We start from the raw sequence: 7,299 nt of genomic DNA, 5'->3' as shown, positions 1-7,299 counted from the left end.
CGCCCACAACCTGACACCAGCATGGTCCCCACCCATGACCACACCAACGAGCGAACTGGCCAGCAGTCACGGCAAGCACCGTTGCAGTACTAGGGGTGGGGCCGAAAACCCCCGGCCCGGGCCACGATCTCGAAGCACTCGGCCGACTGCTGCCGTGTGCTGCCGTGCAACCGCTGCACATGTGCCACATACGACTCGGCCGTGCCGGGCCCGAGCGCCGCGCGCAGCCCATCGCCGCCGAGTCGGGCGGCACTGGCGAGGGCCGCGTAGTGGCCTGAGTCGGCCGGTGCCTTCGCCACCGCGTCGACCGCGAAGCCGGCCGCCGTCAACGCGCTCGTCCACTGGCGCGAGGCCCGATGGACGCCGGGCAGGTCGGTGCCGGTGACGATCACGATGCCCTCCTCGGGTCCGAGGACGCGACGCCAGCCCCGGGCGGCGACCGCGAGCGGCGCGGAGGGCCAGTAGTCGAGCGCCACTACGACATCGAAGGAGGCGACGGGCAGATCGAGTTCGCCGAGGTGTGCCACGGTGAAATCGAGATCCGGGGCGACCGGCACCGGGTGCGGCCGAGCCGTCGTGCCGGCGGCCTCCCGCACTCCGACGACCTGGAACTCCTTCGATTCGAGATCCGTCATACCGCGCTGCCGCAGCAACGCGCCGATATCCAGAATTCGTTGACCGGACCGCACCCCGGCGCGGGCTAATATCCGCCGGGTCTCGGTCGTTTCGTTGTCGGTGGCCCCGGTCTCCGGCGGTCGCGTCCGGTGACTTGTGTCACGAGGCTCTGTCGAATCTTGATTGACCGGGTTACGCACGGCCATGAACGCCCCCATCCCCGTTATGGAGCAACTGTCGTCCAACTGGGAACAATTGACGACAGCGATCCCCGCACAAGCGTACTCCATCCGTCAGGCTCTCCCCGGTGATTCGCCCCGGCGTGGACGCAATGGCGCAGGTCGGCGCGAGACTTGCCCGAGAAGTGACGATCGAGTGAAGAAGCGGTGATCGGAAGGCGCGGCAATGAGCGGCGGCGCAAAGCCGGAATCGACCCGGCTCTGTCGACTCAGGTGAAGCGACTCAGCTGAATCGACTCAGCTGTTCGGTGAAACGCTCCACCGTTTCCAGGGTTTGATCGGCATTCAGCCGCGGATCACAGGCGCTGAGGTAGGCACGCGGCAGATCATTCTCGGAGATCCCGCAGCGGCCTCCGACGCATTCGGTGACGGACTCCGCGGTGCTCTCCAGGTGCAGACCGCCGGGCCGACCGCCCGCGCGGCACACCGCCCGGACGAACGCCTCGCTCTCGGCGATCACGGCGCCCAGATGCCGGGTCTTGTGGCCGGTGGCGGCCCGGACGGTGTTGCCGTGCATCGGGTCGCACAGCCACACGGCGGTGTGTCCGGCCGCGCGGACCGCCGCCACCAGGGGCGCAAGGCGCTCCTCGATCCGGTCCGCGCCCATCCTGGAGATCAGGACCAGCCTGCCGGGCCGGCGGTCGGGGTCGAGCGTCGCGGCGAGCCGTACGACCTCACCGGGCGTCATCCCCGGGCCCACCTTGCAGCCGACGGGGTTCAACAGCCCGGCGAGGAAGCGCACATGGGCTCCCTCGGGGTGCCGGGTCCGCTCGCCCGTCCAGGGGAGATGGGTCGAGGTCAGTACCCAGCCCTGTGCTTCTGGGTCCCATCTGGTCAGCGGCTCCTCGTAGTCCAGGACGAGGCACTCGTGGCTGGTCCACAGCGCGGGCAGGCCGTCGCCCCAGTGCCCGCGCATGGGCAGCCCCTCGTCCGCGGCGCGGCGCAGCAGGAACAGGGTGCGCGCGGCGTGTTCGTAGCCCCAGAGCATGCGGCGTGGTTCGGGGCGGCGGGCCGTGGCGTCCGGCGCCATGTCGTTGACCAGGAAGCCGCGGAAGGCGGGCAGCAGGACACCGTCGATCTCCTCGGTCGGAGACGATCGGGGCTTGGCGAACTGCCCGGCGATCCTGCCGACGGTGTGCACGGGCAGTCCGAGCCGTTCCTCGACGGTCCGGGCGGTGTCCCGGAACAGGGTCAGCGTCCGTCCGATGCCGGCGGGGGTGGCCGGGGCGAACGGTTCGGCGCAGTCGCCCATCTGGATCACCAGGCCCCGGCCGTACGCCACTTCGGCGAGCCGGCGGCGTAGCGTCAGCACCTCCTCACCGCTCACCAGGGCGGGCCGCGTGGCGAGTTGGGCGTGTGCCTGGCGCAGCCGGTCGTCGTACGGCCAGCCGGGCGGTTGCCCGGCCGGGAGCCCGCGCCAGCGCGCCGGGTGCCACGGGGCCCGGCCGTGCAGCGAAGCCGCTGTCGTCACCACGTCGTCATCCGCATCGCTCGCCGTCCTGTCTCTCTCTCGCTCTCGTGCGCGCCGGAGTCGCACATGGTCGCCGTGTCAGAGGTGTTTGTCGGCCATGTCCCGGAGGATCGTCTTGAGGATCTTGCCGGAGCGGTTGCGCGGCAGGGTGTCCAGGAACGTGATCAGGGCGGGCCGGTGATGACCTGCCAGTTCCGCGGCGATCAGCCGGGTGAGTTCGTCGGGCGTGGGGCTGGCCGCCGGGGCGGGCACCACATAGGCGATCGGCACCTCGCCGTGCGCGGGGTCGGGGCGGCCCACCACCGCCGTGTCGGCCACTCCGTCATGGGAGAGCAGCACCCGTTCGATGTCCGCCGGGTGGACGTCGCGCCCGCCGGTCGTGATCACGTCGGTCTGCCGGCCGACGAGCGTGAGGTATCCGGCCGGGTCCGCCCGGCCCAGGTCGCCGGTGTGCAGCCAGCCGCCCCGGGTCACGTCGGCCGTGGCCCGCGGGTCGGCCCAGTATCCGCGCATCAGGCTGTCGCTGCGCACACAGATCTCGCCGTTCTCGCCGGGTGCCGCCTCGGTCCCGTCCGGACGCCGGATCCGCACGTCGACGCCGGGCAGGGGCCGGCCCGCGCCCAGGCCGGGAGAGCTGTCGGGCGGTGACTGCGGGGCCGGGTGCTCGTGCGGGGCGAGCATGGCGAAGTGACCGCCGGCCTCCGCGGCGCCGTACGCCTGCCGGAAGGCGCAGCCGAAGGTCCGGGCCGCGTCGCGGTAGACCTCCCAGGGCAGCGGGGCCCCGCCGTAGACGATCTCCCGGAGGCTGCCGGTGTCGTGGGGCCGGGTGCGTGCCGCGTGGACGAGGTGCCGGAGGGTCTCCGGATCGAGCCAGAGGTGCGTGGCCCGGTGCCGGGCCACGGCCTCCAGGGTGCGGTGCGGCGCGGACGCGGGCGGCAGGACGACGCCGGCGCCGGCCGCCATGTACGTGAACGACATGGCGACGCTGCTGTGGAACAGCGGGGCGCAGTTGACCAGCGTCGCCCGCTCGGCCGGACCGGTCGCCGCGAGCCAGGCGAGGCAGACCTGCATCAGGCCGCGGTGGTCCCAGACCACCGCGCGGGCCCGGCCGGTGGTCGCGGAGGTGTGCATGACGGCGACGGGGTCGTCGGGGCGCACCCGCGGCCAAGGGCCCTGGTACGGCGGCAGGGCGGACCTGTCATCGCCGGGGCCGGCGAGATCCAGGACGACGGGTACGTCCAGGTCGTACACCCAGGTGTGGGTCGCGAGGTCGGCGAGGACGGCCACCGCGCCGGTCCGCCGGGCGACGGCGGCCGCCTCCTGCGCGGGGCCGAGGGAGTCCACGGGTACGGCCACGGCGCCGATCCGGGCCAGGGCGAAGTACGCCTCGAACACCGCGATCCGTTCCGGGGCCGGGAGCAGGACCCGGTCGCCCGGTCCCAGGCCCTGTGCGAGCAGTCCGCCGGCCAGGGTGTCCACCCGCTCCGCCAGCTCGCGCCAGGTGACACCGCGTCGCTCGTCCACCAGGGCGGTGTGTCCGGCATGCAGGCGGCGGTTGCGGTCCAGGATCTGCGTCAGCCACATGCGAGGTCATCCGTCCGACGATCCGTCATCGAGTCCTCCGGAACGGCTCTTCGAGCCTTTGGGGGCTTCCATCCAGAGTATAGACCCATACAATGTATGCATGAGTATTGATTCTTCAGGCGAACGAATGGGTGACCACTGGGGGCAGGGCGGCGCGCCTCCCGGGTTACCGGCCCACGACCCGGCGCATCCCGTGGAGAACGCCGTGATCAGCCGTTTGTCCGGCAACTGGCACCGGCGTGCGGCCGTCAAGCGCCAGGAGCCGGATCTGGACGACCTGTTCGAACCGGACCGGCCCGACTGCCCCGAGACCCTGCTGCCGTTTCGCGACCACCCGACCTATCTCGCGCTGGACGACGGGACGAAGGCGAGGCTGCGGGGCTGGGGCTGGATCGCGTTCAACAAGAACATCCAGGACATCGAGCAGCGGGTGGTCAATCCCGGCTTCGCCCTGATGGCCGCCGACGCGTTCGACACCGGGCTCGGCGAGTCCATGACGGTGGCGGTGACACAGGCGATGGTGGACGAGCAGTACCACACCCTGATGCACCTCAACGCCAGTGCGGTGACCCGCCGTCGGCGTGGCTGGGCGATGCCCGATGCCGCGCTGCCGCTCGGCCACAAGGCCCGGCGCCACGAGGAGCGCCTGGCCACCGCGGCGACGCCCCGGCTGCGCGAACTGGACCAGCTCGCCTACACCACCGTCGCCGAGATCTCCATCAACGCCTATCTCGATCTCGTCGCCGACGACACCGAGGTCCAGCCGATCAACCGCGTCACCGCCGATCTGCACAACCGCGACGAGTACTGCCACTCCTCGATCGCGGCCGAGGTCGCCAAGGCCGCCCACGCCCGCCTCGGCCCCGAACACCGGCGGTTCTTCCTCGCCGCCCTCGCCGACGGGATGGAGGCCTTCGCGGCGAACGACTTCACCACCTGGCACCGGATCGTCGAGCTGACGAACGTGCCGGGCGGGCGGCAAATGCTCCAGGACGTGGCCGCGTCGGCGGCGCGAAAGCGGCTGTTGCAGGACTTCAGCGGGCTGCACCGGCTGTGCCGCGAGATGGACGTCCTCGACGAGGTGCCCTTCGACTGGTCGACGGTCTCCGTCGGCTGACGAGCCGTTCATGCCCTGACCCAAGTCCGACCGTCGGCGGCACCCGCACCGTCACCGACGACCGTTCCGACCCTCTGAAGGGGCCATGCGCACACTGCTGATCGACAACTACGACTCCTACACCTACAACCTCTTCCAGCTGCTGGCCCAGAGCTACGGCAGCGAGCCGACCGTCGTGCCCAACGACGACCCGGCCTGGAGTCGGCTGGACGTCGACGCCTTCGACGCGGCGGTGATCTCACCGGGCCCCGGGCATCCGGCGGGACAACGGGACTTCGGGCATTCGCGTGCCCTGCTGGACCACACCGACCTGCCCGTCCTCGGCGTCTGCCTCGGGCACCAGGGCATCGGTCTGCTGGCCGGCGCACGGGTGGCCGGGGCGCCGGAGCCCCGCCACGGGCACCTCACGACCGTCGAGCACACCGGCCGGGACGTCTTCGCCGGACTGCCCGACCGCTTCACCGCCGTGCGCTACCACTCGCTGTGCGTCGCCGAGCCGCTGCCGGAGCAGCTGGAGGTGATCGCGCGGGCGGAGGACGGTGTGATCATGGGGTTGCGCCACCGTGAACTGCCGCGCTGGGGCGTCCAGTTCCACCCCGAGTCGATCAGCACGCAGTACGGTGCCGAACTGGTCGCGAACTTCCGGCGACTGGCGCTGGCGGCCCGTCCCGGACGCCGCGTTCCGCCCCGGCGCACCGCTGCCCCGCTCCAGCCCCCGGCGCCCCGTCCCGCGACCACGGCGCCCACTCTGCGCGCCCATGTGCGGTGCCTGGAGCGGGCCGTGGACGCGGAGGCGGCGTTCACCGTGCTGCACGGTGGCAGCAGCCGGGCGTTCTGGCTCGACAGCGCCCATGTGGAGCCCGGACTGTCCCGCTTCTCCTTCCTGGGCGACGCCGACGGACCCGACGGCGAGGTGCTCACCTACCGCGTCGGCGACGCGTCGGTGATCGTCGAACCCTCGGGCGGCATCCCCTACTTGGAGCACGGCACCATATTCGACGTCCTGGACACGCGGCTGCGCCGGAAGGTCACCGGCACCGACGACCTCCCGTTCGACCTCACCGGCGGCTATGTCGGCTACTTCGGCTACGAGCTGAAGGCCGACACCGGCGCCGACAACGCCCACCGCGCCCCGGCCCCGGACGCCATGTGGCTGCGGGCGCACCGCTTCCTGGCGATCGACCACCTTCAGGAGCGCACCTATCTGGTGGGCCTCGCCGAGCCGTCGGACGCCGCCGGCACCGAGGAGTGGCTGGAGCGCACGGCCGCGGTGCTCCGTACGATCCCCGACGCCGCGGCCGCGCGGCCCGTCCCGACCGCCGCCGACCCGGACGTCACCCGATGGCTCGCCCGGCCCCGCGAGCAGTATCTGGCCGACATCACCGCGTCCCAGCGCCAGTTGCACGCCGGCGAGAGCTACGAGATCTGCCTGACCAACAGCCTGCGTCTGCCGGCCCCGGTCGACGACCTGGCCTACTACCGCAGGCTGCGCAGGCTCAACCCGGCGCCGTACGCGGCGCTGCTGCGGCTCGGCGAGCTCTCCGTCTTCTGCTCCTCGCCCGAGCGCTTCCTGCGCATCGACCCGGAGCGGACGGTCGAGAGCAAGCCGATCAAGGGCACGACCCGGCGCAACCCGGACCCCGCGCTCGACGAGGCCCTGCGCGCCTCCCTGCAGAACGACCCCAAGACCCGCGCAGAGAACCTGATGATCGTCGACCTGCTGCGCAACGACCTCGGCCGGATCTGCCAGGTCGGCAGCGTGCATGTGCCGGCCTTCATGGCGACCGAGTCGTACACGACCGTGCACCAGTTGGTGTCCACGGTGCGCGGCACGCTGCGCGCGGAGGCGAGCGCCGTCGACTGCGTCAAGGCGTGCTTCCCCGGCGGGTCGATGACCGGCGCGCCCAAGCTGCGCACCATGGAGATCATCGACTCCCTGGAGGACCAGGCCCGCGGCATCTACTCGGGCGCGCTCGGCTTCCTCGGCTACTCCGGCACGGCGGATCTCAACATCGTGATCCGTACGGCCGTACGGTGGCGCGAGGAGCTGAGCGTGGGCGCGGGCGGAGCGATCGTGCTCGACTCACAGCCGCTCGCCGAGTACGACGAGATGCTGGTCAAGGCCGAGGCCACGTTGCGCGCCCTGCCCCTGCCGGCCGCCGACACGCCCGCGCCCGAGGCTCCCGCCGCCCGCTCGCTGGGCGATCGCATCGGCTAGCTTGGGGCGCGGGCCCGATCCCGGCCGCGGAACGCGGCCGCGCACCCGCGACATG

5 protein-coding genes are annotated in these 7,299 nt (G+C 71.8%); 2 read left to right on the top strand and 3 right to left on the bottom strand.

The genetic code is table 11. From position 1 onward, the window contains the following. Positions 1-89 precede the first annotated feature (89 nt). The 3 genes from ACZ7NC_RS41020 to ACZ7NC_RS41010 form a co-directional block, all read right to left on the bottom strand. Positions 90-635, bottom strand: a complete 546-nt coding sequence (locus tag ACZ7NC_RS41020; protein ID WP_471496627.1) for a class I SAM-dependent methyltransferase — start codon at positions 633-635, stop codon at positions 90-92. A 442-nt stretch (positions 636-1,077) separates the two neighbouring features. Next, the gene (locus ACZ7NC_RS41015; RefSeq protein WP_471496624.1) at positions 1,078-2,328 is read right to left on the bottom strand and encodes a 3-deoxy-7-phosphoheptulonate synthase; all 1,251 of its coding nucleotides are present in this window, start codon (positions 2,326-2,328) and stop codon (positions 1,078-1,080) included. 75 nt (positions 2,329-2,403) lie between these two features. After that, positions 2,404-3,909 carry a class I adenylate-forming enzyme family protein gene (locus ACZ7NC_RS41010; protein ID WP_471496621.1) on the bottom strand — a complete coding sequence of 502 codons (1,506 nt, stop codon included), beginning with the start codon at positions 3,907-3,909 and terminating at the stop codon, positions 2,404-2,406. 100 nt (positions 3,910-4,009) lie between these two features. Here ACZ7NC_RS41010 and ACZ7NC_RS41005 point away from each other — a divergent pair, with 100 nt between their 5' ends. Both ACZ7NC_RS41005 and pabB read left to right on the top strand, forming a co-directional pair. Continuing rightward, a complete protein-coding gene (locus ACZ7NC_RS41005) occupies positions 4,010-5,026 on the top strand; it encodes an AurF N-oxygenase family protein (protein WP_471496617.1) in 1,017 nt (338 codons plus the stop codon). Between the two features lie 85 nt (positions 5,027-5,111). After that, positions 5,112-7,244 carry an aminodeoxychorismate synthase component I gene (gene pabB / locus ACZ7NC_RS41000; protein ID WP_471496615.1) on the top strand — a complete coding sequence of 711 codons (2,133 nt, stop codon included), beginning with the start codon at positions 5,112-5,114 and terminating at the stop codon, positions 7,242-7,244. The last annotated feature ends 55 nt before the right edge of the window (positions 7,245-7,299 follow it).

Source organism: Streptomyces sp. NPDC111802, assembly GCF_055634335.1.
This window is presented reverse-complemented; position numbering and strand designations above follow the sequence as displayed.